General features: G+C 65.1%; 18 protein-coding genes and 1 tRNA gene. 8 read left to right on the top strand and 11 right to left on the bottom strand.

Features of this window, described 5'->3' with window-relative positions; genetic code table 11:
* The first annotated feature begins 331 nt into the window (after positions 1-331).
* From EN786_RS10130 to EN786_RS10100, 7 genes are all read left to right on the top strand, one after another.
* On the top strand, positions 332-1,003 hold the full coding sequence (locus EN786_RS10130) for a response regulator transcription factor (RefSeq protein ID WP_127285814.1): 672 nt from the start codon (positions 332-334) through the stop codon (positions 1,001-1,003).
* A 121-nt stretch (positions 1,004-1,124) separates the two neighbouring features.
* Complete coding sequence (locus EN786_RS10125; RefSeq protein ID WP_127312039.1) at positions 1,125-2,315, top strand: aminotransferase class V-fold PLP-dependent enzyme; 1,191 nt, start codon at positions 1,125-1,127, stop codon at positions 2,313-2,315.
* Between the two features lie 12 nt (positions 2,316-2,327).
* Positions 2,328-3,284 (top strand): CoA ester lyase, encoded by a 957-nt coding sequence (locus EN786_RS10120; protein WP_127312040.1) that lies wholly within the window; start codon positions 2,328-2,330, stop codon positions 3,282-3,284.
* An 18-nt stretch (positions 3,285-3,302) separates the two neighbouring features.
* Entirely contained in the window at positions 3,303-4,490 is a 1,188-nt protein-coding gene (locus EN786_RS10115) for a malate--CoA ligase subunit beta (RefSeq protein ID WP_127285817.1), read from the top strand.
* Between the two features lie 16 nt (positions 4,491-4,506).
* Positions 4,507-5,406, top strand: a complete 900-nt coding sequence (gene sucD, locus EN786_RS10110; RefSeq protein WP_127311843.1) for a succinate--CoA ligase subunit alpha — start codon at positions 4,507-4,509, stop codon at positions 5,404-5,406.
* 81 nt (positions 5,407-5,487) lie between these two features.
* On the top strand, positions 5,488-6,456 hold the full coding sequence (locus EN786_RS10105) for a D-glycerate dehydrogenase (RefSeq protein ID WP_127311842.1): 969 nt from the start codon (positions 5,488-5,490) through the stop codon (positions 6,454-6,456).
* A 70-nt stretch (positions 6,457-6,526) separates the two neighbouring features.
* Complete coding sequence (locus tag EN786_RS10100) at positions 6,527-9,214, top strand: phosphoenolpyruvate carboxylase (RefSeq protein ID WP_135908279.1); 2,688 nt, start codon at positions 6,527-6,529, stop codon at positions 9,212-9,214.
* Between the two features lie 37 nt (positions 9,215-9,251).
* Here EN786_RS10100 and EN786_RS10095 read toward each other — a convergent pair whose 3' ends face one another.
* On the bottom strand, positions 9,252-10,235 hold the full coding sequence (locus EN786_RS10095; RefSeq protein ID WP_189340224.1) for an acyltransferase: 984 nt from the start codon (positions 10,233-10,235) through the stop codon (positions 9,252-9,254).
* Positions 10,236-10,485: 250 nt separating this feature from the next.
* Positions 10,486-10,570 (bottom strand) — tRNA-Leu (locus EN786_RS10090).
* 237 nt (positions 10,571-10,807) lie between these two features.
* Between EN786_RS10090 and lipB the strand changes: the two genes are divergently transcribed.
* Positions 10,808-11,602 (top strand): lipoyl(octanoyl) transferase LipB, encoded by a 795-nt coding sequence (gene lipB, locus EN786_RS10085; protein WP_245478122.1) that lies wholly within the window; start codon positions 10,808-10,810, stop codon positions 11,600-11,602.
* Here the strand turns inward: lipB and EN786_RS10080 are convergent.
* The 9 genes from EN786_RS10080 to nuoN all read right to left on the bottom strand — a co-directional run bounded on the left by EN786_RS10080 (position 11,566) and on the right by nuoN (position 21,932).
* On the bottom strand, positions 11,566-12,816 hold the full coding sequence (locus tag EN786_RS10080; RefSeq protein ID WP_127309020.1) for a site-2 protease family protein: 1,251 nt from the start codon (positions 12,814-12,816) through the stop codon (positions 11,566-11,568). The two genes, lipB and EN786_RS10080, sit on opposite strands and share 37 nt — an antisense overlap.
* A 512-nt stretch (positions 12,817-13,328) precedes the next feature.
* Positions 13,329-14,012: an ABC transporter ATP-binding protein gene (locus EN786_RS10075; RefSeq protein ID WP_187331281.1), complete on the bottom strand. Its 684-nt coding sequence runs from the start codon at positions 14,010-14,012 to the stop codon at positions 13,329-13,331.
* Complete coding sequence (locus EN786_RS10070; protein WP_127284974.1) at positions 14,009-15,310, bottom strand: lipoprotein-releasing ABC transporter permease subunit; 1,302 nt, start codon at positions 15,308-15,310, stop codon at positions 14,009-14,011. The genes EN786_RS10075 and EN786_RS10070 overlap by 4 nt, the downstream gene beginning before the upstream one ends.
* Positions 15,307-16,635 (bottom strand): proline--tRNA ligase, encoded by a 1,329-nt coding sequence (proS, locus tag EN786_RS10065; protein WP_127309018.1) that lies wholly within the window; start codon positions 16,633-16,635, stop codon positions 15,307-15,309. The genes EN786_RS10070 and proS overlap by 4 nt, the downstream gene beginning before the upstream one ends.
* Positions 16,636-17,167: 532 nt before the next feature.
* Entirely contained in the window at positions 17,168-17,452 is a 285-nt protein-coding gene (locus EN786_RS10060) for a DUF1467 family protein (RefSeq protein WP_126054035.1), read from the bottom strand.
* Positions 17,449-17,853: a methylmalonyl-CoA epimerase gene (gene mce / locus EN786_RS10055; protein WP_126054034.1), complete on the bottom strand. Its 405-nt coding sequence runs from the start codon at positions 17,851-17,853 to the stop codon at positions 17,449-17,451. The genes EN786_RS10060 and mce overlap by 4 nt, the downstream gene beginning before the upstream one ends.
* Before the next feature lie 95 nt (positions 17,854-17,948).
* Positions 17,949-19,649, bottom strand: coding sequence for a ribonuclease J (locus tag EN786_RS10050; RefSeq protein WP_135908277.1), 1,701 nt, complete (start codon positions 19,647-19,649; stop codon positions 17,949-17,951).
* Between the two features lie 20 nt (positions 19,650-19,669).
* The gene (locus tag EN786_RS10045) at positions 19,670-20,491 is read right to left on the bottom strand and encodes a biotin--[acetyl-CoA-carboxylase] ligase (RefSeq protein ID WP_127309016.1); all 822 of its coding nucleotides are present in this window, start codon (positions 20,489-20,491) and stop codon (positions 19,670-19,672) included.
* Positions 20,492-20,495: 4 nt separating this feature from the next.
* Positions 20,496-21,932 carry an NADH-quinone oxidoreductase subunit NuoN gene (nuoN, locus tag EN786_RS10040; RefSeq protein WP_127309015.1) on the bottom strand — a complete coding sequence of 479 codons (1,437 nt, stop codon included), beginning with the start codon at positions 21,930-21,932 and terminating at the stop codon, positions 20,496-20,498.
* Positions 21,933-21,941 lie beyond the last annotated feature (9 nt).

Raw genomic sequence — 21,941 nt, 5'->3', positions numbered from 1 at the left:
CCCAAAGGGGAAACCGCATTTGGGAAAATCCGAAGCTCGAAGGAATGATGGTTCGGCAGCACGATTCGATTTGCGAACCTATCGCTCTAACGCTCAGGAATATCAAACGAAATACGCCCTTCCCGCCCGATCAATTCCGTTGGCAGGAGACATCGTCCGGTAAGCCACCGGGAATGGCGATACCATCAAAAAGGAACGCCGGTCCGGCTTCAGGCGACGCGACAGCGCATGTCGCTGGGGAAAGAGCACGCCCGCGCGGTTGCGGCAGAATTGTCAGCATAGAGGACCACGGCCGGGCTCGCCCGGCCGCAAAGAGAAAAACCGGGAACCCTTGACGACGAAGCCGGAGAGAGGAAACGGGTCAATTGAGGAACGACGCGTTCGCGTGATCGTTGCCGAACGCAATCCGCTCGTCATCTCGGCCCTTCGCGAAATGCTGGAATGCGACGGGCGCTTCGAGCTTCTGGCCACGGTGCAAAGCGGCAAGCAATTCCTGGAATTCGCGGCGGAGCCTGACTTCGACGTCGCCGTCATCGGCTGGAAGCTCGCCGACATGGATGGCGCCGACATCCTGGCCGAGGTCCAGAACCGTGGGCTCGACGTCCGCATCACCGTCTTTTCCAACGACCACGACATCGGCATCCTGAAGCAGTGCGTGCGGCTCGGAGCCCAAGGCTATTGCTTCCAGTTCGACGACCCGCCGATCATCTTCGAGACCATCCTGGCGGTCGCGCACGGCCGCATCTGCATCCCCTATATCGACATCAACAAGGTCAACGACACGCCCTTGGCGCAGCTCACCGTGCGTGAGCGCGAGCTGCTGGCGGTGCTTTCCGACGGCTGGACCAACCTGCAGATCGCGACACGGACCGGGATTTCCGAGAATACGGTGAAGTACCACCTCAAGAATCTTTACGACAAGCTCGACGTCCGCAACCGCGCCATGGCGGTCGCGCTCTATTCGAGCGAGAAGCGCCGTACGCCCAAATCACCTATCGGGTAGGACGGCCGGGTAGGCGGAACCTACCCGCGCGCGGCGACAACTTACCCGCCAGAGTGTTGTCGCTCAGGCCCATCGAAACGAAACTTCCTCCACCATCCCAAATGACCGGAGGAGTTCGCGCATGGCTGGGTTCACCCATCTTTTCATCCCAGGGCCCACCAACATTCCGGAGCAGGTCCGGCAGGCCATGAACCTGCCGATGGAGGACATGCGCGCCTCCTCCTTCCCGGATCTGACCTTGCCGCTGTTCGAGGACATCAAGAAGGTGTTCAAGAACGAGACCGGCCGCGTCTTCATCTACCCTTCGTCCGGCACCGGCGCCTGGGAATCGGCGATGACCAACGTGCTTAGCCCCGGTGACCGGGTGCTGATGTCGCGCTTCGGCCAGTTCTCGCATCTGTGGGTCGACATGGCTGAGCGTCTCGGCTTCGAGGTCGACGTTATCGACTGCGAATGGGGAACCGGCGTCCCGCTCGAGCTCTATGCCGAGAAGCTGCAGGCCGACAAGGCGCACCGCATCAAGGCCGTCTTCTGCACCCAGAACGAGACCGCGACCGGCGTTACCAGCGACGTCGCCGGCTGCCGCGCCGCGCTCGACGCGGCGAACCACCCGGCGCTCCTCTTTGTCGACGGCGTCTCGTCGATCGGCTCGATCGACTTCCGTCAGGAGGAATGGGGCGTCGACTGCGCCGTCAGCGGCTCGCAGAAGGGCTTCATGCTGCCCGCCGGCCTCGGCTTCCTGTCGGTCAGCAAGAAGGCGCTTGCCGCGTCGCGGCTCGCGACCCACCGGCGCTGCTACTTCTCCTTCGAGGACATGATCCGCGTCAACGATACCGGCTACTTCCCCTATACGCCGGCCACCCAGCTGCTGCGCGGGCTCCGCGCCTCGCTTGACCTGATCGCCCAGGAAGGGCTGGAGAACATCTTCGCCCGCCACCATCGCCTCGCCGAAGGCGTGCGCAAGGCGGTCGAGGCCTGGGGCCTGAAGCTGTGCGCCAGGACACCGCAATGGCACTCCGACACGGTCAGCGCCATCCTGGTGCCCGACGGCATCGACAGCGCCAACGTCGTCAAGCGCGCCTACGGGACCTACCAGACATCGCTCGGCGGCGGCCTCAACAAGGTGGCCGGCAAGGTGTTCCGCATCGGCCATCTCGGCTGGCTGAACGAGGTGATGGTGCTGGCCTCGCTGTCGGCCGCCGAGCTGGCGCTGCTCGACTGCGGCGTCAAGCTGGCGCCGGGCTCCGGCGTCGGCGCCGCCATCCAGCACTTCCGCGCCTCGGCCGCCGTGCCGGTTGCCGAAGCGGCCTGAGGAGGACCGACCATGAGCCACACAATCAACCACCTGAAGAAGCTCAGGCTGCAGCGTAGCGAGCTGGCGGTTCCGGGCTCGAGCCCGGAGATGATCGACAAGGCCGCGAACAGCGCCGCCGACTTCGTCTTCCTCGACATCGAGGACGCGGTCGCGCCGCCGGACAAGGAGCGCGCCCGCAAGAACATCATCCAGGCGCTGAACGACATCGACTGGCGCGCCAAGGGCAAGACCGTCTCGGTGCGCATCAACGGCCTCGACACCCACTACATGTACCGCGACGTGGTCGACGTCATGGAACAGGCCGGCGACCGGCTGGACACCATCCTGGTGCCGAAGGTCGGCGTGCCGGCCGACCTCTATATGGTCGAGGCCATGGTCAACCAGATCGAGATGGCCAAGGGTTACAAGACCCGCGTCGGCCTCGAGGCGCTGATCGAGACCGCGCTCGGCATGGCCAATGTCGAGGCGATCGCCGCCACGCCGGGCCGGCTGGAAGCGATGCATTTCGGCGTTGCCGACTATGCCGCCAGCAACAAGGCGCGCACCGTCAACATCGGCGGCCTCAACCCCGACTATCCCGGCGACCAGTGGCATTTCGCTCTGTCGCGGATGACGGTCGCCTGCCGCGCCTACGGCCTGCGCGCCATCGACGGACCGTTCGGCGATTTCTCCGATCCCGAAGGCTACAATGCGGCCGCAAGGCGTGCCGCGGCCCTCGGCATCGAAGGCAAATGGGCGATCCACCCGTCGCAGATCGCGCTCGCCAACGACGTGTTCTCGCCGCCGGAGAAAGAGGTCACCCGCGCCAGGCGCATCCTCGAGGTGCTGAAGGAGGCCGAGGCGCTCGGCAAGGGCGCGGCAGCACTCGACGGCAAGATGATCGACGCCGCGTCGGAACGCATGGCGCGCAACGTGCTGGTGGTCAGCGAGGCCATCGAGCGCGCCGGCCAGGCTGCGACGCACTGATATTTACCGGAGGACCAAATGGACATTCACGAATACCAGGCCAAGGAACTGCTCGCCCGCCACGGCGTGCATGTGCCGCGCGGCGGCCTCGCCTACAGCCCCGAGCAGGCGACCTATCGGGCGCGCGAGATCGGCGGTTCGAAATGGGTGCTGAAGGCGCAGGTTCATTCGGGCGCGCGCGGCAAGGCCGGCGGCATCAAGCTCTGCTCCAACGACGAGGAGATCTCCAACGCTGCGGAGGCCATGCTCGGCCGCAAGCTGGTGACCCATCAGACCGGCCCGCGCGGCAAGCTGATCTCGCGCCTCTATCTCGAGGAAGCCGTCGACATCGCCCAGGAGCTCTATCTCGGCTTCGTGCTCGACCGTAAGGAAGAGCGCGTCATGATCGTGGCGTCGGCCGCCGGCGGCATGGAGATCGAGGACATCTCCGAAAAGAAGCCGGATTCGATCATCCGCGCCACGGTCGATCCCGGTGTCGGCATGCAGGGCTTCCAAGCGCGCGAGATCGCCTTCGGCCTCGGGCTCGAGAGCAATCTGATCGGCAAGGCCACCGAGACCATCCTCGGCTGCTACCAGGTGTTCCGCGACTACGACGCCTCGATGCTGGAGATCAATCCGCTGGTGGTGACCCGCGACGGCAGCCTGGTCGCGCTCGACGCCAAGATGTCGTTCGACGAGAACGCCCTGTTCCGCCGCCCGGAGATCTCCGAATTGCGCGACAAGAGCCAGGAAGACCCGCGCGAAACCTTCGCCAGCGACCGCGGCCTTTCCTATGTCGGCCTGGAGGGCAATATCGGCTGCATCATCAATGGCGCAGGCCTCGCCATGGCGACGATGGACATGATCAAGATCGCCGGCGGCGAGCCGGCCAACTTCCTCGACATCGGCGGCGGCGCCTCTCCGGAGCGGGTGGCGAAATCCTTCCGCGCCGTGCTCGGCGACAAGAATGTCGAGACCATCCTGGTCAACATCTTCGCCGGCATCAACCGCTGCGACTGGGTCGCCGAAGGCGTCATCAAGGCGATCCGCGAGGTCGGCGTCGACGTGCCGCTGGTGGTGCGGCTCTCCGGCACCAAAGTCGAGGAAGGACGCAAGATCCTGGCCGATTCCGGCGAGGCAGTGATCGTCGCCGAGACGCTGGCCGAAGCCGCCGAAAAGGCCGTCGCCGCCTGGCGCGCGGCCGCCAAGAAGAAAAAAGCAGCCTGAGGGAGGTCTAAAAAAAATGGCAATCCTGCTCAATCGCAGCACACGCGTCATCGTCCAGGGCTTCACCGGCAAGATCGGCAGCTTCCACGCCGAGGACATGAAGCGCTACGGCACCAAGCTCGTCGGCGGCGTCACCCCCGGCAAGGGCGGCCAGACCCATCTCGGCCTGCCCATCTTCAACACCGTCAAGGGTGCGGTTCGCGAGACCCGCGCCGAGGCCAGCATCGTCTTCGTGCCGCCGCCCTTCGCGGCCGATTCGATCATGGAAGCGGCGGACGCCGGCATCAAGCTTTGCGTCTGCATCACCGACGGCATCCCGTCGCAGGACATGATGCAGGTCAAGCGCTACATGCGCCGCTACCGCTTCGAGGACCGCATGCGCCTCGTCGGCCCGAACTGCGCCGGCGTCATCACGCCCGGACAGGCGCTGATGGGAATCATGCCCGGCAGCATCTATCTGCCCGGCCGGGTCGGCATCGTCGGCCGCTCGGGCACGCTGGGCTACGAGGCTGCCTCGCAGATGAAGGCGCTCGGCATCGGCGTGTCGACCAGCGTCGGCATCGGCGGCGACCCGATCAACGGCTCGTCGTTCAAGGACATCCTGCAGCTCTTCGAGCGCGACGAGGATACCGATGCCGTGGTGATGATCGGCGAGATCGGCGGCCCGCAGGAAGCCGAAGCCGCGATCTGGGCGCGCGACAACATGCGCAAGCCGCTGATCGCCTACATTGCCGGCCTTTCCGCGCCGAAGGGCCGCCGCATGGGCCACGCCGGGGCGATTATCTCCGCCTTTGGCGAGTCGGCGCAGGAGAAGGTCGAGATCCTCAAGGAAGCCGGCGTCGTCATCGTGCCGACCCCCGCCTCGTTCGGCGAGGTCGTGGCCGAGACACTGGCGCGGTCCAAGAAGGCGGCGTGACGCCGGCGAAGGCCGCATAGCAAATGTGAAATCTGGGCCGGCGCAGGCATCGCGGCGGCCCGTCGATCGGCAGGAAATTCGATGAAACCGCGTTTGATTGTCACACGCAAATGGCCGGCCGCCGTCGAGGCGATCCTCGCAGAGCGCTTCGACACGACGCTCAACGCAGACGATACGCCGCTGAGCGCTGCCGCGATGACGTCCGCCTTCGCGGATTTTGACGCGATCCTGGCGACGGTCAGCGACCGCTTGCCTGTCGCGGTGTTCCCCGAGAGCGCCGCCCGTACCCGCATCATCGCCAATTTCGGCGTCGGCTTCAGCCACATCGATGTCACGGCGGCCCGCGACCGCGACATCGTGGTGACCAACACGCCTGGCGTGCTGACCGATTGCACCGCCGACCTTGCGCTGAGCCTGATGCTGGCGGTCGCGCGCCGGACCGGTGAAGGCGAGCGGCAGCTGCGAGCCGGAGAATGGCACGGCTGGTCGCCGACCCACATGGCCGGCGCGAAGGTTTCGGGCAAGACCTTGGGTATTGTCGGCATGGGGCGCATCGGCAAGGCGACGGCCAGGCGCGCGCATTTCGGCTTCGGCATGAAGATCGTGTTCTTCAACCGGTCGCCGGTCGATGATGAGGAAACGCGCGCCATGGGCGCGGTGCAGATGCAGACTCTGGAAGGCGTGCTCACGGCATCCGATTTCGTGTCGCTGCACTGCCCGGGCGGCGCGGAAAACCGCCACCTGATCGATGCCCGAAGCCTGCGGTTGATGAAGGGTAGCGCGTTCCTGATCAACACCGCGCGCGGCGACGTCGTCGACCAGGACGCCCTGATCGGCGCGCTGCAAAGGCGCGAGATCGCCGGCGCTGGCCTAGACGTCTTTGCCGAGGAGCCGGCCGTTCCGGAGGGGCTGAAGCAGTTGGAGAATGTCGTGCTGCTGCCGCATCTCGGCAGCGCGACCGAGGAAACGCGGGTGGCGATGGGCATGAAGGTGGTGGAGAACCTGACCGCCTTCTTCGAGGGGCGTCCGGTTCCCGACCGGGTCGCCTGACAGCCGGCGCCACCCTCGATTCAGGGCGCGGCTACAGCGGCGGTCGATGCCGACGGATCAGGAGAGCGCCTTGGAACAGAGCAGACGCATCAAGTTTCGCGAGGACGAGCGCAGCCTTTTGTTGCGCCTGCTGCTCAAGGTCGCAAGCGCCCGCGAGCCGGAGATCGCCGCCGTTCTGAGCGGACGCAGGTCGCTTGGCTCCCTCGCCCCTGGCCAGCGCATCCCGGCGCTTCAGGCGACAGGCGTGTGGTTCCAACTGCTGACGATCGCCGACGAGTTGCTTGCCATGCGGGCGAGACGCGAACTCGAACAGGGCGCCGGCGTCGACGAAGTGCCCGGCTCCTTCGCCAGCGTGATCGCGCAGATGGCGGCCAACGGCCACTCGGCGCAGGAAGCCCAGGCCGCGCTCAATGAGCTTTGCGTCGGCCCGACCATGACCGCTCACCCGACGGAGGCCAAGCGCGTCACGGTGCTGGAGATCCACCGCCGCATCTATCGCAAGCTGACCGAGCTCGACCAGCCGCGCTGGGCGCCGCGCGAACGCGACCTGCTGGTCGCCGATCTGGAAAGCGAGATCGAGCTTCTGTGGATGACCGGCGAGCTGCGGCTGGAGCGCCCGACGGTCGAGCGCGAGATCGCCTGGGGCCTGCATTTCTTTCGCGAAGTCATCTTCGAGGCGACGCCGCAGCTCTATGGCAAGCTTCAGGGCGCCTTTGAGCGTCACTATCCGGGCGAGCCGATAAGAATTCCCTCCTTCATGCGTTATGCCTCGTGGATCGGCGGCGACCGCGATGGCAATCCCAACGTGACGGCCGCGGTCACGGCCCATGCCATGGCCGAGTACCGCAACACCGCCATAGGCTGGTATCTGGCGCAGGTGCAGCGGCTGGTGTCGGTGCTCAGTGCCAGTTCGAACGTCATCGACCTGCCGGCCAGCTTCGAGCCGGTGCTGCAAACGGCGCTCGATAGAAGCGGACAGGCCGACGAGATCGCCGCCCGCAACCCTGACGAACCGCTTCGCCAGTTCGCCTCGGCCCTGCTTGCCCGGCTGGACGCCACGCGGGATGGCGGTACGGCGGCGTACCCCTTGGCGGAGGCGTTTCGGGCCGATCTCAACGCCCTGTCTTCGGTCCTCGAAGCAATCGGAGGGCGCGCGGTGGCCAGGCGTTTCGTCCAGCCGCTGCTCTGGCAGGTCGGAAGCTTCGGCTTTCGCACGGTTTCGCTCGACGTCAGGCAGAACTCCACCGTCGTCAACCGCGTGCTGGCCGAGCTGTTTGCCCTGGCAAATCCCGCCGATCCGGTGGCAGCCGGCACGCCGCAATGGTCGGCGCGCATTCGCGCTGCCTTGAGCCAGGGCGAGCAGCTGGAGATCGACGCAGGCCGGCTCTCGCCTGAGGCAGGCGAACTGCTTTCGACATTCTCGGTCATCGCAAGGCACATCTCCGGATCGGATGGCGACGCGGTCGGGGCTCTCGTTCTCAGCATGACCCGCTCGGCCGACGACCTGCTCGCGGTCTATCTGCTGGCGCAATATTGCGGACTTTCGACCGCCCCCGGTGGTGGCGGCGGCACAATCCGGCTGCGGATCGTGCCATTGTTCGAGACCATCGCCGATCTCCAGGCCGCCCCCGGCATCCTGGACGGATTGCTCGGCGTTTCGCTTGTGCGGCGCACGGTGCGGGATTTCGGCGCCCGCCAGGAAATCATGCTCGGCTATTCGGACTCCAACAAGGATGGGGGTTTCCTCGCGTCCAATTGGGAATTGGCGAAAGCGCAAAAGCGCCTCGCTGCCGTCGGCCGCAAGCATAAGGTCAGGATCAGTTTCTTCCACGGTCGCGGCGGCTCCGTCAGCCGTGGCGGCGCGCCGACCGGCCGGGCGATCGCCGCGCAGCCGGCAGGCACCGTCGCGGGAACCATGCGGGTGACCGAACAGGGCGAGGTCGTCTCGTCGAAATTCGCCAATCGCGGCACCGGCCTCAACCAGCTCGAGATTCTCGCCGCCGGCGTGCTGGCCCACAGTGTCGGATCGCCCGGCGATGTCGAGAAGAAGGAAACGCCGGAATTCGACGAAGCGCTGGAAGCGCTGGCAGGCATGTCGCAGGCATCCTATGCCGGGCTGATGGCCGAGCCCGGCTTCCTCGCCTATTTCAACCAGGCGAGCCCGGTGGCGGAGCTGGCGCTCCTGAAAATGGGCTCACGGCCGGATCGCCGTTTCGGCGCCAGTGGCATTGCCGACCTGCGCGCCATTCCATGGGTGTTCGCCTGGAGCCAGAACCGCCACCTGTTGACCGGCTGGTATGGCATCGGCAGCGCGATGAGTTCCTTCGTCACCGTGCGCGGCGAGGCCGGGCGCGACCTTCTGGCCCGCATGTTCGAGCACTCGCGCTTCTTCCGCCTGATCGTCGACGAGGCCGAGAAGACGCTTTACCAGTCCGACATGGAGATCGCGCGCCTCTATGCCGGCCTGGTGTCCGACAGCGATGCGGCCGGGCGAATCCACGCCCGCATCGGTGCCGAATACGAGTTGACGCGACGCCTGATCGGCGACCTCACGGGAGGCGATCTTTCCGCGCGCTTTCCGATGTTCAAGCGGCGTTTCGACAATCTGCGACGACAGATGGACGACATCCACCGGCTGCAGGTCGATCTGCTGCGGGAAGTCCGGGCAAACACCGGCACAGCGGATCAAAAGCGGGCGACCGACGCCCTGCTCGTCTCGATCAACTGCATCTCGGCCGGCCTTGGCTGGACGGGATAGCGCCGGCGACGGTCCCAGTCGGGGCAGATCTGCAAAATCAGCCTACAACGACGCGACGTCGCAGACGAAGCGCCCTCATCGGGATCTCGACGAGACTGTGCGTCAGCACGGCGAGAGCCATCGACAGGACAGCCGTTACGAACAGGGTTGGAGCCCAGCCATAGGACTGCTTCATGACGTTGGCGATCGGGTAATGCCAAAGGTAGATCGAATAGGAAAGGACCCCGACCCGCACCAGCATGGGGTGGGACAAGAGGCGATGAATTTCACTCCTGCTGTCCGTCGCCACGACAACCAAGGCCGCTGCCGAAACCTCGACCAGAGGCTGCATGATCAGCAGCGAGACCGGCGTGAATATCTGCGTGCCTACCATGAACGGCAGGATTGTGCCCGCGGCCGTTCTGCCGATGCTGTCCAGTTGGGATAGGTCTTTGAACTCCGGCTTTGCCAAAGCCACGATCGCACCCGCAAGCAAGCCTGTCAGGCGGGCGTCGGGACGATAGTAGACCCATTCGCTCGGCAATTCCTGCAGCAGCACGATCCTCCAGGCTGTCGCGATGCAAAACATGGCGACAACCACGGCAGCCGGTCGAGGCAGGCGCAATATGCCCACCAACAGCAACGGCCATACCAGGTAGAATTGCTCTTCCACGGCCAGCGACCAGGTGTGCCGCAGGACACCGTAGAAGTGCTCATAGGGCGCGAAGAAATCGGTCAGGTAGACGGCTGCGATGAAGATTTTTCGAGGCGTCTCCAGACCGATGAGCAGGATTGCCGCCAGCATCAGATAAAGGGGCGGAGTGAGGCGTACCAGCCGGTTCCAGTAAAAGCGGCCGAGATCGATGCTGTTGGTCTCGTCAAGTTCGTTGCGCAGCATGGTGGTGATCAGAAAGCCGCTAAGTACAAAAAACAGATCGACCCCGAAGAAGCCGCCATGCAGCAGCGGCACCTCGCAGTGGAAACCCAAAACAGCCAGGATGCTGATGGCGCGCAATCCATCCAGCGCAGGATTGTAAGGCAAAGGAACCTCCCCCGGAACAGCTGGCGAAGGTACTTTGGCATTCTTTAAATTGGGTTTCCTTGTGGTTGCATTTTGCTTGCAATGACAACCTTTGCTCGCGGGTTGCCGCGCCTGACATAGCAACGCAGGAGCTTAGCCGCCAAACCGGCGCGCACGCCTCAAACAGCGGCCTGACCGGGCAGGCTACCCGACGTCCCGGCGGCTGGTTGGGCTCTTTGCCGCAACCGTTGAAAATTCAACAGGGAGATTTTGGTGCGGTCGAGAAGACTCGAACTTCCACGGGTTGCCCCACAGCGACCTCAACGCTGCGCGTCTACCAATTCCGCCACGACCGCACGTGGTAGGAGCCGGAACGAACCGGCTCGGGGCCTGTAGCAAATCGTTTCCGGCGAAACAAGTGCGCCGTGCGGAATAATCGCCAATGCATGTCGCCCAAAAGTGCGTAGCGGTTTTGGGGGAACGACATGCATCTGACAGAGCTGCCGACACAAGGCTCCACAGCTTTGGAAAATGCCGGGGAACTGGACGTTTTCGCCCATTGCCGCCATATGAGGGGGCACACGAGATTTATCATGCCAGAACGCAGCCAGATCGCCACGTCGTTCCTGCCCCTGCCCGGTTCAGTACCCGTCGAATGGCGGATCGAGCCCGGCCTCACCGCCTATCCCGATGCGATCGCCTTCATGGAGGCGCGCGCCGAGGCAATCCGCAGCGGTGCGGCCGGCGAGATAGTCTGGCTGGTCGAGCATCCGCCGCTCTACACGGCCGGCACCAGCGCCCGCATCGAGGACCTGATCGAGCCCGACCGGTTTCCGGTCTTTTCGGCCGGACGCGGCGGCGAGTACACCTATCACGGCCCTGGCCAGCGGGTCGCCTATGTGATGCTAGACCTCAAGCGCCGGCGCGAGGACGTGCGCGCCTTTGTCGCCGCGCTCGAAGAATGGATCATCGCAACGCTTGCCGCCTTCAACGTGCGCGGCGAGCGGCGCGAGGACAGGGTCGGCGTCTGGGTCGTGCGGCCGGATCGTCCCGCGCTTGCCGACGGCACGCCGGCCGAGGACAAGATCGCGGCAATAGGCATCCGGCTGCGGCGCTGGGTGAGCTTTCACGGCATCGCCATCAATGTCGAGCCGGAGCTCGGACACTTCACCGGCATCGTGCCGTGCGGCGTCCAGGACCATGGCGTCACCAGCCTGGTCGACCTTGGCCTGCCCGTGACCATGACCGACCTCGACCTCGCGCTGAAATCCGCTTTCGAGCACGTGTTCGGCCCTGTCGCGGCTTCACCCGTTAGCCCGCAAGGCCGGCTGAGAACCTGTCCGGAACCAGTTCAGACCAGCAGCGTGGACGCCCACAGCACGCCATAGCCATGGATGGCGAAGACCGCGAGCAGCGCGCCGGCCATGGCGAATCGGTCGAAGGTCCGGATCGGCTTCAGCTCATGGCGCGGCTTCACCGCGCTGCCCATGGTGAGCAGGCTGAGGATCAGGAACACGACGCCCGCCGCAAGCAGGAAGCCCGGCGAAAAGCCGGCCAGCCAGCCGAGCGCCAGCAGGGCGGACAGCAGCAGGAACGAAGCCAGCGCCAGGACGATCGGGCCGGGGCAGATCTGGCGCAGCACCTGGCCGCCGTCGAACTTCCACACCGGCACCAGATTGGCGATGTTGAAGAGCGCGGAAAAGCCGGCGAGCGTGGCCAGCAGCGCGGCGACGGCGCCATGCCCCTCGCCTCTGGCAAGCCCGCTGGCCGCGATCAGCACCGGCACCAGGAAGGCCGAGAAGCCGGCGCCCATCAGCGCCACGAAGGCAACTTCGAAGCGGCTGTCGTAGGGCCTGCCGCCGATGGCGATGCCGCCGAGCAACGGGATGAAGATCATGCGCGCCCTGCTATGTCCCATCAGCCGGAATGCCGCCATATGGCCGAGTTCGTGCAGGGCGACCACGGAGGTCAGGATCGCGGCCAGCGCCAGGCCACCGAGGCTGAGGCCGAAGAACGGCCACAGGATGAAGGCTGAAAGCACGGCAAATCCCACCTGGCTGAGCGGATGCTCGAACCAGCCGCCCTTGCGATACTCTCCCGTCCTTGCCCAGCGCTGCAACTTGCCGAGCTCGCGCCGCATGGCGAAATAGCGAAAGATCAGGAAGGCGACGCCGCGATAGCGATCGGTCTGGCCGAGGCTGACCCGCGTCGCGGCGCCCTCGGCCACCAGTTCGGTGGTCTCGCGATAGCTGGCCCAGAAGGAGGCATCGAGCGAGGAATCATCGAGGACGCGCATGGAAAAGCGGCCGCCCTCGACGACGTCCTCCAACACGACCTTGCGTTCGATCGGCTGGCCGTCGCGCCCTTCCCAGGACAGGACGATCCGGGCCATGCCCTGACCGTCCAGCGCCTCAGCGGAAACGATCTCGCGCGACCAGCCGGCATCACTGCCGAACGGCCACAGCGCCTGCCAGAGCCGGTGGCGGTCCGCCGCCACCAGCCTCGACACCCTGACCGTGCGCAGGCCGAGCGGCAGGGTCATCAGCAGAAAGATCAGTCCGAGATTGCCGGCCAGGAGGATGGCCATCACGATCGGCGACACCGGTGTTGCTCCCTGTCTTCGCGGGCACCCTAGCGTCAATGGCGGCAAGAAAAGCTTAACGTCGAAGCGCTTGCGGCAGCCGGCCGCAAGGCATGGTCCTCACATGGCGCCGATCCAAATCGCCATGGAAATCAGAAACGTGCTCATGCACACGAGCGACACAACATCCTGAACAAGGTCCGACATAACTCTCTCCAGTTGTTAGTATGTTCGTATTTTGTTCTAATTTTGTTCGAATGTCAACGACCGCAGAAAGGCGCAGCACGGAAATTTCGGGCGCTCAATCCGGCAGGGTTAAGGAAAGGTTGACGGGCGCTGCGCGCCGGTCTTGCGTTCACGGCGGACAGAAAGTCTTGGCAGTCAGGTCACCGGGGCACGCCGAGATTCGGGTCAGGCCGAGTCGAGAATGGTGGGTTCCGAGAACCGGAGCGGAGCGCACTTGAAGTACGTGAGCACCGGAGGCGCTGGAAGCCGCCTTTCGCAGGCCGGCCTCACCCGAATATCACCTCGACCTAAAGGGGGACGACCTTGCCCTCGGCCAACGTCACCCGCCGATCCATGCGCGAAGCCAGCTCGTGATTGTGGGTGGCGATCAGCGCCGCGAGGCCCGATTGCCGGACCAGCGCTTCCAGCGCCTCGAACACATAGGAGGCGGTGACCGGGTCGAGATTGCCGGTCGGCTCGTCGGCCAACAGCACCAGCGGCGCATTGGCGACGGCGCGTGCGATCGCCACCCGCTGCTGCTCGCCGCCGGAGAGCTCCGACGGGCGATGCTGCGCCCGCTTGCCGATCTGCATGTAGTCGAGCAGCTGTGCCGCCCGCTCGGCCGCTTCCTTGCGCGACAGCCCCTTGATCAGCTGCGGCATCATGATGTTTTCCAGCGCGGAAAACTCCGGCAGCAGATGATGGAACTGATAGACGAAGCCGACATCGTTGCGGCGGATGGCCGTGCGGTCCTCGTCGGACAGCCGGCCGCAGGCGCGGCCGCCGAGAATCACGTCGCCGGCGTCCGGCCGTTCCAGTAGTCCGGCGGTGTGCAGCAGTGTCGACTTGCCGGTGCCCGACGGCGCCACCAGTGCCACCATCTCGCCGCGCCGCAGCGAGAAATCGGCGCCGTTCAAGATGGTCAGCTTGCGCGGCCCTTGGACATAGTGCCGCTCGACGCCCTTCAGCTCGATAATGGCTTCGGCCATCACTCGTACCTCAAGGCTTCGACCGGATCGAGCCGCGCCGCCCGCCACGCCGGAAACACCGTCGCCAGGAAGGACAGGCCCAGCGCCATGATGACGACATAGGTCGTCTCGCGCGCATCCATCTTGGCCGGCAGCTGGCTGAGGAAATAGAGCTCGGGATTGAACAGGATCCTGCCGGTCATCCAGGAGAAGAACTGGCGGATCGATTCGATGTTGAGGCAGATGACGACGCCGAGCAGAACGCCGGCGATGGTGCCGGTGACGCCGATCGCCGCCCCTGTCATCAGGAAGATGCGCAGGATCGCGCCGCGCGTGGCGCCCATCGTGCGCAGGATGGCGATGTCGTGGCCCTTGTCCTTCACCAGCATGACGAGGCCGGAAATGATGTTCAGCGCCGCCACCAGCACGATCAGCGTCAGGATCATGAACATGACGTTGCGCTCGACCTGCAGCGCCGAGAAAAAGGTCTCGTTGCGCTGGCGCCAGTCGACAAGGTCGATCGGCCGCTGCGCCGCCTGCTCGACCAGCGGCTTCAGCGCGTCGACATTGTCGGGATTGTCGACATAGATCTCGATGGTCTGCGCCCGCCCGTCCATGTTGAAATAGAGCTGCGCTTCCGAGAACGGCATGTAGACGATCGAGCTGTCATATTCCGACATGCCGACCTCGAAGATCGCCGCGATCTTGTAGCCCTTCATGCGTGGCGTCGTGCCGAGCGGCGTCACGTCGCCGTCCGGCGAGATCAGCGTGATTGTGTCGCCGAGCACGAGGCCGAGATTCTCGGCCATGCGCTTGCCGATCGCCACGCCCTCGCCGGTGTCGAAGCCGTCAAGCGTGCCTTGCCTGATATTGCTGGAGACGATCGAGATCTTGCCGAGGTCCTCGCCGCGTATGCCGCGCACCAGCGCGCCGGTGCCGCCGCCGACATTGCCTTGCGCCAGCACCTGGCCGTCGATCAGCGGAATGGCGTATTTGACGCCGGCCACGCCGTTGATGCGGCCCGCCACCTGGGCGTAGTCCTCCAGCGGCGAATCCAGCGGCTGCGCGATCAGATGGCCGTTGACGCCGAGGATGCGGGTCAAGAGCTCGGCGCGGAACCCGTTCATAACCGCCATGACGACAATCAACGTCGCCACCCCCAGCATGATGCCGAGGAAGGAAATCGAGGCGATGACCGAGATCACCGTCTCCTTGCGCCGCGAGCGCAGATAGCGCCAGGCAACCATGCGCTCGAACACCGAAAAGGCGCCGGCGGCTGGGGCTTTGACGGCCGGGGCTTTGGCTGCGGCCGCCTGGCTCATGCGGCGAAACCGAGGCGCTTCTTCGCCGCTTCGATCGGTAGCGTCTCGCGCTCGCCGGTCCTGCGGTTCTTGATCTCGACCTCTCCGCTCGCCACGCCGCGCGGCCCGACGATCACCTGCAAGGGCAGGCCGATCAGGTCGGCGGTGGCGAACTTGCCGCCCGGTCGCTGGTCGGTGTCGTCATAGAGCACGTCCTTGCCGGCGCCGGAGAGCGCGGCATAGAGCTCGTCGCATACGCGGTCGCATTCGGCGTCGCCCGCCTTCATGTTGATCAGGCCGATGTCGAACGGCGCCACCGCGTCGGGCCAGATGATGCCGTTGTCGTCATGGCTGGCCTCGATGATCGCCGCCACCAGCCGCGAGGGTCCGATGCCGTAGGAGCCGCCGGAAGCGAAATGATCCTTGCCGTCCGGCCCGGTCACCTTGGCGCCCATCGGCTTGGAATACTTCTCGCCGAAATGGAAGATATGGCCGACCTCGATGCCGCGCGCCGAGACTTTGTCGCTCTCGGAGACCTTGTCCCAGGCCGCCTCGTCATGCATTTCGTCGGTCGCTGCGTAGGGCGTCGTCCACGTCTTGACGATGTCGGCGATCTCGGCGTCGTTGGAAAAGTCGGTGTTCGCGCCCGGCACGGCGAGCGAAAGGTAGTCGCGATGGCAGAACACCTGGCTCTCGCCGGTGTCGGCCAGGATGATGAACTCGTGGCTTAGGTCGCCGCCGATCGGCCCGGTGTCGGCGCGCATCGGGATCGCCTGCAGGCCCATGCGCGTGAACGTCCTGAGATAGGACACGAACATCCGGTTGTAGGCGGCCTTGGCGCCCTCGTAGTTGAGGTCGAAGGAATAGGCGTCCTTCATCAGGAATTCGCGAGAGCGCATGACGCCGAAGCGCGGCCGCACCTCGTCGCGGAACTTCCACTGGATGTGGTAGAGGTTGAGCGGCAGGTCCTTGTAGGACTTCACATAGGCGCGGAAGATCTCGGTGACCATTTCCTCATTGGTCGGCCCGTAGAGCATCTCGCGCTCCTGCCGGTCCTTGATGCGCAGCATCTCCTTGCCGTAGTCGTCATAGCGCCCACTTTCGCGCCACAGCTCGGCCGACTGGATGGTCGGCATCAGGATCTCCAGCGCGCCCGCCCTATCCTGCTCCTCGCGGATGATCCGGCAGACCTTGTCCAGCACGCGCTTGCCGAGCGGCAGCCAGGAGAAGCTGCCCTGCCCCTGCTGGCGGATCATGCCGGCGCGCAGCATCAGCCGGTGCGAGACGATCTCGGCCTCGCGCGGATTTTCTTTGAGAATGGGCAGGAAATAGCGCGACAAACGCATGGACTGGTCCGTAAGTGAGGATGGCCTCGCCGGAATCGGCGCGGCATGGGCTGCTTGCCCCGGCTTCATAGCCATTTCATGGCGGATTGGAAACCCGAGCGAGCGGCCGAAGTGCTGCATCCGCCCGGGTTGATCGTTTCACAAGCAAGGCCTGCCGTACTATTGTGCACTGCAGCACGATATTGCCCGTTTCCGGGCAAAATTCTTCGTGACAATTTCATCTGCGTTAGGCTAGTGTGCCCCGATAACCGAGAGGGCGGAAAAAAATCTGCTCTCCTACGCGGTCAAAGTCTTGGGAGGATGCGATCTAGGCGCGGTTACTCGCAGCCGCCGGATACCGGAAACAGATCGGACGCGTTTAAATTGCAAGGCCTCGTGCCTTGCATTTTTTTTGTGCAATCATCTGCTTAGCCCGACAGATTGCCAAACTGCTTTACCCAACGTCAGCGCAACGAGAATTCGAAAGCCGGCTACCGGATTTCCGGCTGAGCCGACTCGCAAGCAATGGGATGACTTTGGCTCGACTGCGTCGTTAATTCTTCGGCGTCTGGTTGAAGTCCGGCACGATGTGCGGGATGTCGTCGATGCCGAGGCCAAGGCCGCGCGTGATGCCGTAAAAGATGCCGAGAAGAACCAGCGTGGCGATCGTCGTCCGGAACGCCGCGCGCAGCATGTGCGGCCCGCGCGGCGCGCTGGGAACGGTGCCCAGCGTCACATCCTTGTCCTCATCCTGGGTTCTGAGGCTGAACGGCAGGACGGCGAACAGCACCACCCACCAGGTGGCGAAGAACAGCGCGATGAACGAGACCCAGCTCATGATTGCTCCAGTTCGACCAGCGTGCCGAAGAAATCCTTGGGATGCAGGAACAGCACCGGCTTGCCATGCGCGCCGATCTTCGGGCTGCCGTCACCCAGCACGCGCGCGCCGCTGGCCTTGAGCCGGTCGCGCGCGGCCACGATGTCATCCACCTCATAGCACACATGGTGCATGCCGCCCGAGGGGTTCTTCTCCAGGAAGGCTGTGATCGGCGAGTTCTCGCCCAACGGTTCCAGCAATTCGATCTTGGTGTTGCCGACATCGACGAACACCACGGTCACGCCATGTTCCGGCAGCGCCTGCGGCGCGCTCAGCCGCGCGCCGAGTGTGTCGCGATAGGCCGCCATTGCCGCGGCCAGATCCGGCACGGCAAGCGCGACATGGTTCAGGCGTCCGAGCATAAAGCGCTCCGCTTTAGGGGAGTAAGGGAGTAGGGCAGTATGGGAGTAGGGAAACGAGTCTGAACAAATACAGACTGCTATTCTTCCCTATTCCCCTACTGCCTTACTCCCCTATTCCCTTGTTCGTCACGCGTGACGAACACCGTCACCAGCGGCTTCTTGCCCCAGGCTTCGTTGGCGGCACCGCGCACCGCGCGGCGCACCGCCTCCTGCACCAGGTCGAGGTCTTTTCGGCGCTGACGGGGGATCGAGTCCACGGCGCCGATTGCCGCATCGAGCATCAGGTCCTCCAGCGTCTCGCCGCTTGCATCCGCCTCGGCGACGCCGATCGCCACCAGGTCGGGATCGCCGGCAAGCTCGTATTTGTCGTCGAGCACGACGTTGACGGCGACATGGCCGGCAAAGGACAGCTTGCGCCGGTCGCGGATGCCCATCGCCTGGTCGGTGCCGATCAGCCGGCCGTCCTTGTAGACGCGGCCGAACGGCACCTGGTCGACAATGGTCGCGGCGCCCGGATAGAGCCTCAGCATGTCGCCGTCGCGCACCTGCGCCACCTGGCCGATGCCGGACATCGACATCAGCGACCCTTGCGCCACCAGATGCGCCGCCTCGCCATGCACTGGCACGCCGATCTGCGGCCGCACCCATTCATACATCTTGCGCAATTCGCTGCGGCGCGGATGGCCGGAGACGTGCACCAGCGCATCGCCGTCCTCGACGATCTTCATGCCGAGGTCGATCAGCCGGTTCTTGATCTCGAGGATCGCCTTCTCGTTGCCGGGGATGGTGCGCGAGGAAAACACCACGGTGTCGCCGGCCGTCAGCGACACCGATTTCATCTCGTCGCGCGACAGCTTGGCAAGTGCCGCCAGCGGCTCGCCTTGGCTGCCGGTGCAGATGATGACCAGGTTCTCGCGCGGGATGAAGCCGTAATCCTCCTCGGCGATGAACTCCGGCAGCCCGTCCATGTAGCCGAGCTCGCCGGCGACATCGATGACGCGCTTCAGCGAACGGCCGAGCACCAGGCACTGGCGGCCGGCGTCGCGCGCCGCCCTGGCGATGGAAACGATGCGGCCGACATTGGAGGAGAAGGTGGTGACGGCGACGCGGCCCTTGGCGCTCTGGATGACGCCCTTCAGCCCCTCGCCGACCGCTACTTCCGATGGCGATTCTCCTTCCCGCAGCGCGTTGGTCGAATCGCAGACCAGCGCCAGCACGCCCTTGTCGCCATAGGCGCGGAAGCGCGCCTCGTCGGTCTTCGGCCCGATCGTCGGCTCCGGATCGATCTTCCAGTCTCCGGTATGGATGACGGTGCCAGCCGGCGTGGTGATCGCCAGCGACATCGGCTCGGGAATCGAGTGGGCGACCGGGATGGCCTCGATCTCGAACGGCCCGATGGTGAATTTCTCGCCGGCCCGGTAGATCATCGCGGGCACCTTCGGCGCGCCCTGCTCCCCCTGCCGCTTGGCCTCCAGCAGGCCGGCGGTGAACGGCGTCATCCAGACCGGCGCCTTCAGCCTCGGCCAGATGTCGAGCAGCGCGCCGTAATGGTCCTCGTGCGCGTGCGTGATGACGATGCCGCGCAGATTGTCGAGGTTCTCCTCGATGAAGCGCGTGTCGGGCAGGATCAGGTCGACGCCGGGATGCGCGGTGTCGGGAAAGGTGACGCCGACATCGATGACGATCCACTCGCGCGCATCGGCCGGTCCGTAGCCGTAAAGGGCGAAGTTCATGCCGATCTCGCCGACGCCGCCGAGTGGCACGAAGACGAGTTCGGCGTTTTCCGCTTTCGCCATGTTCTTTCCTTCCTGGCCCATCAAACCCGGGCCGACGCGACGGCGCCGAAATGCACGTCGCCGGCGGCGATCGTCACGACAGTTCCCGCATCGTCGCGGATCACGAAACGGCAGTCCTCGTCAATGGTCTCGAACGTCCCGCGCACCACATTACCGTCAACCGTGACAGCAACTTCGCCGCCCAGCCCCGCCGCGCGCGCCAGCCAGCGCCGCCTGATGGCGGCAAGCCCGCGCCCGTCGTCCCACAGCCGGGCATTCTCGTTCCAGGCATCCGACAGCGCCAGAAACAGGGTCTCGGCATCGCAATTCGCGCCAAGCGCGCGCAGCGATGTCGCCGGATACGGCAAATCCTCGGGATATGCCACCACATTGACGCCGATGCCGACCGCCACCGCAAAGCGATCGCCTTCGAGCAGCGCCGATTCCAGCAGGATGCCGGCGAGCTTGGCGCCGGAGGCAAGCACGTCGTTCGGCCATTTCAGCTCGAAGCGGTTCTTGCCCTGGCTTGCGCCGTCAACGCCGATCGCGATCCTGCCTTGCGGCACGACGGCATCGAGCGCATCGGCAAGCGCCAGCCCGGCGACGAAGCCGAGCGTCGCGGCGAGCCGCAATTCGCCGCCGCTGACGATGAGCAATGTCGCGGCCAGGTTGCCCTCGGGCGTCGCCCAGGTCCGGCCCCGCCGGCCGCGCCCGCTTTCCTGCTTTTTGGAAACGACCCACAGCTTGCCCGGATCGCCGGCCCGCGCATGGGCAAGCGCCAGCGCGTTGGTGGAGCCGACCGTATCATGGGCTTCGAGCCGGAACCCTTCCGACGCCGCGGTTGGAGCCAGCCGAAACGCCATCCCGTCAGAAGAAGGTCTTCGCCGCGGCTTCGGCATAGGTGCCGATCGGCCCGCCGATCAGCACGTAGAACAGCACGAAGGCGCCGCTGACGCCAAGCACGAGGCGCAGTTCGCTGGCCATCGGCACGAAGCCGCCGACCGGCTCGTCGAACCACATGATCTTGATGATGCGCAGATAATAGTAGGCGCCCACCACCGAGGCCAGCACGCCGATGATCGCCAGCGCGTAGAGGCCTGCGTTGATGGCGGCGAGGAAGACGTACCACTTCCCCCAGAAGCCGGCGAGCGGCGGAATGCCGGCCAGCGAGAACATCAGGATGGTGAGGATCGTCGCCATGATCGGGTTGGTCGAGGCGAGCCCGGCGAGATCGCTGATCTGCTCGACATTGCCCTCCTTGCGCCGCATGGCGAGGATGAAGGCGAAGGTGCCGAGCGTCATCACCAGATAGATCAGCATGTAGATGGCGACGCCGCGCACGCCGGCCTGGCTGTTGGCGGCGAGGCCGACCAGCGCGTAGCCCATGTGACCGATCGAAGAATAGGCCATCAGCCGCTTGATGTTGGTCTGGCCGATGGCCGCGAAGGCGCCGAGCGCCATCGAGGCGATCGAGATGAAGACGATGATCTGCTGCCAGTCCGCGGCGATCGGCTTGAACGCGCCCATGGTGACGCGCACGATCAGCGCCATCGCCGCCATCTTGGGGGCCGCCGCCAGGAAGGCCGTCACCGGGGTCGGCGCGCCCTCATAGACGTCCGGCGTCCACATGTGGAACGGCACCGCCGAGATCTTGAAGGCAAGGCCGGCCAGCACGAACACCAGGCCGAAGACGAGGCCGAGTTGGCGCTCGCCGCTGCCCAGCGCCGTCGCGATCTCCTGGAAGCCGGTGTTGCCGGTGTAGCCGTAGATCAGCGAGATGCCGTAGAGCAGCATGCCCGACGACAGCGCGCCGAGCACGAAATATTTGAGGCCCGCTTCGGTCGAGCGGACGCTGTCGCGGTTGATCGCCGCCAGCACGTAGATCGCCAGCGACTGGAGTTCGAGGCCGAGATAGAGCCCGATCATGCCGTTGGCCGAGATCATCAGCATCATGCCCAGCGTGCAGAGCAGGATCAGCACCGGATACTCGAACTTGTCGAAATGCTCCTGCTTGGCGAAGCGCATCGACATGACCAGCGTCACCGCCGAGCCGATCAGCGCCAGCAGCTTCATGAAGCGGGCGAAGGAATCCTGGATGAAAGCGCCGCCGTAAGCCGTGCCCTGCCCACCGGAAGAGGCGACCCAGAAGCCGGCGAGCACCAGTATGGCGACGGCAAGGCCGGTCACCGTCATGGTGGTGTTGGAGCGCGAATAGGCGCCCACCATCAGCAGCGCCAGCGCGCCGATGGCGAGGATCAGCTCCGGCGTCGAGAGCGAAAAGCTGGAGAGAAGGTCCGGCGTCATGGTTCGCAA

Source organism: Mesorhizobium sp. M4B.F.Ca.ET.143.01.1.1, from assembly GCF_004792275.1.
GTDB classification, from domain to species: Bacteria; Pseudomonadota; Alphaproteobacteria; order Rhizobiales; family Rhizobiaceae; genus Mesorhizobium; species Mesorhizobium abyssinicae.
The sequence above is the reverse complement of the archived record's forward strand: the minus strand, read 5'-3'. Positions and strand labels throughout refer to the sequence as shown.